This window comes from Spirillospora sp. NPDC049652, assembly GCF_040675125.1.
Lineage (GTDB): Bacteria > Actinomycetota > Actinomycetes > Streptosporangiales > Streptosporangiaceae > Spirillospora.
Window position 1 is genome coordinate 1 of record NZ_JBFAOF010001333.1, and the last position, 1,548, is coordinate 1,548.

General features: G+C 74.2%; 3 protein-coding genes. 1 reads left to right on the forward strand and 2 read right to left on the reverse strand.

Annotated features, from left to right (window positions below):
* Positions 1-342 (forward strand): polysaccharide pyruvyl transferase family protein (locus AB0J52_RS39925; protein ID WP_500188359.1); only part of this gene is annotated, 342 nt, incomplete at its 5' end.
* On the opposite strand, the gene AB0J52_RS39930 is transcribed toward AB0J52_RS39925, so the two are convergent.
* Positions 314-1,258: an NAD-dependent epimerase/dehydratase family protein gene (locus AB0J52_RS39930; protein WP_500188361.1), complete on the reverse strand. Its 945-nt coding sequence runs from the start codon at positions 1,256-1,258 to the stop codon at positions 314-316. The genes AB0J52_RS39925 and AB0J52_RS39930 overlap by 29 nt on opposite strands.
* Positions 1,255-1,548: glycosyltransferase family 9 protein (locus AB0J52_RS39935; protein WP_500188363.1), on the reverse strand; the 294-nt coding region annotated here is incomplete at its 5' end. The genes AB0J52_RS39935 and AB0J52_RS39930, both read right to left, overlap by 4 nt.

The window sequence follows — 1,548 nt, forward strand, 5'->3', positions numbered from 1 at the left end:
CGCGACTGCGCCCGGGTCCCCATCGACACCCGGCTGGACCCGCGGGACTGGCGGCTGCCCACCACGCCGGCCGAGCTGGAGAGCGTGCTGCGCCGCTGCGACCTGGTCGTGACGACGCGGCTGCACGGGCTCGTCCTCGCGCTGAAGAACGGCATCCCCGCGCTGGCGGTGGACCCGGTCGGCGGGGGAGCGAAGGTCACCGCGCAGGCCCGCGCCTGGGCCTGGCCCGCGGTCGTGACCGTCCCCGAGGAGGCGGCCCCGCCGCTGCTGGACGAGGCCGCCCTGGACCGGATGTGGGACTGGTGCCTGCGGGTCAGGCGGCCTGCCGCAGCGCGACCCTGAACCAGTCGAGGGTGTCGAGCAGGCCGTCCTCGACCGACACCTCGGGCTCCCAGCCGAGCGTGCGGCGGGCCAGCGAGGTGTCGGGCCGCCGGACGCCGGGGTCGTCCACCGGGCGTTCGATGTACCGGATCGGCGACCGCGAACCGGTCAGCTCGATGACCAGTTCCGCCAGGTTCGACATGCTGACCTCGAACGGGCTGCCGATGTTCATCGGGCCCGGATGCCCGGACCCGGCGAGCTGCACGATCCCGCGGACGGTGTCGGAGACGTAGCAGATCGACCGGGTCTGGGAGCCGTCCCCGGTGACGGTGAGCGGCTCGCCCGCGAGCGCCTGCCGCAGGAAGGTCGGGATCGCCCGGCCGTCGTCGGGGCGCATCCGCGGACCGTAGGTGTTGAAGATCCGCACGATCGCGGTGTCCAGCCCCCGCGCCTGCCGGAACGCGGCGGTGAGCGCCTCCCCGAACCGCTTCGCCTCGTCGTACACGCTGCGCGGGCCGACCGGGTTCACGTTCCCCCAGTAGCCCTCGGGCTGCGGGTGCACCTGCGGGTCGCCGTACACCTCCGAGGTGGACGCCAGGACGAACCGCGCGTCGTGGCGCTCGGCGAGTTCCAGGGCGTTGCGGGTGCCCTGGCTGCCCACGTCCAGGGTCTGGATCGGCAGCCGCAGGTAGTCGGCCGGCGAGGCGGCCGAGGCGAAGTGGAACACGTGCGAGATCGGTCCCGGCACGTCCAGCGGGCGGGTCAGGTCGCGGTGCAGGAACCGGAACCCGGCCCGCCCGGCGAGCCGGGCGACGTTCTCGTGCGTCCCGGTGAGCAGGTTGTCGACGCAGACCACGGCGGTCCCGCGGTCGAGCAGCGCCTCACAGAGGTGCGAGCCGAGGAACCCGGCCCCGCCGGTCACGACGGCGCGTTTCATGGTGTCGCTCCTTCCGGTCGTGCGAGTCGGCCCTCGGCGGCGGCGACGACCTCGCCGGGGGTGATGCGGAGCAGCCCGGGATCGGGCCGGGTGCCGTGCGGATCGCCGCGCAGCTCCTTCCACAGGACGGTGTGCTCCGGACGGTCCGGAGGCGGCCCCCACAGCGCGGGCGGCGTCGGCCCGAACAGCAGCACCGACGGCGTCCGGTAGGCGGTCGCGAGGTGGGCGACGCCGGTGTCGTCCGTCATGGCGGCTGTGGAAAACTCCCGCCGCCGTTGAACGTCGCCGTT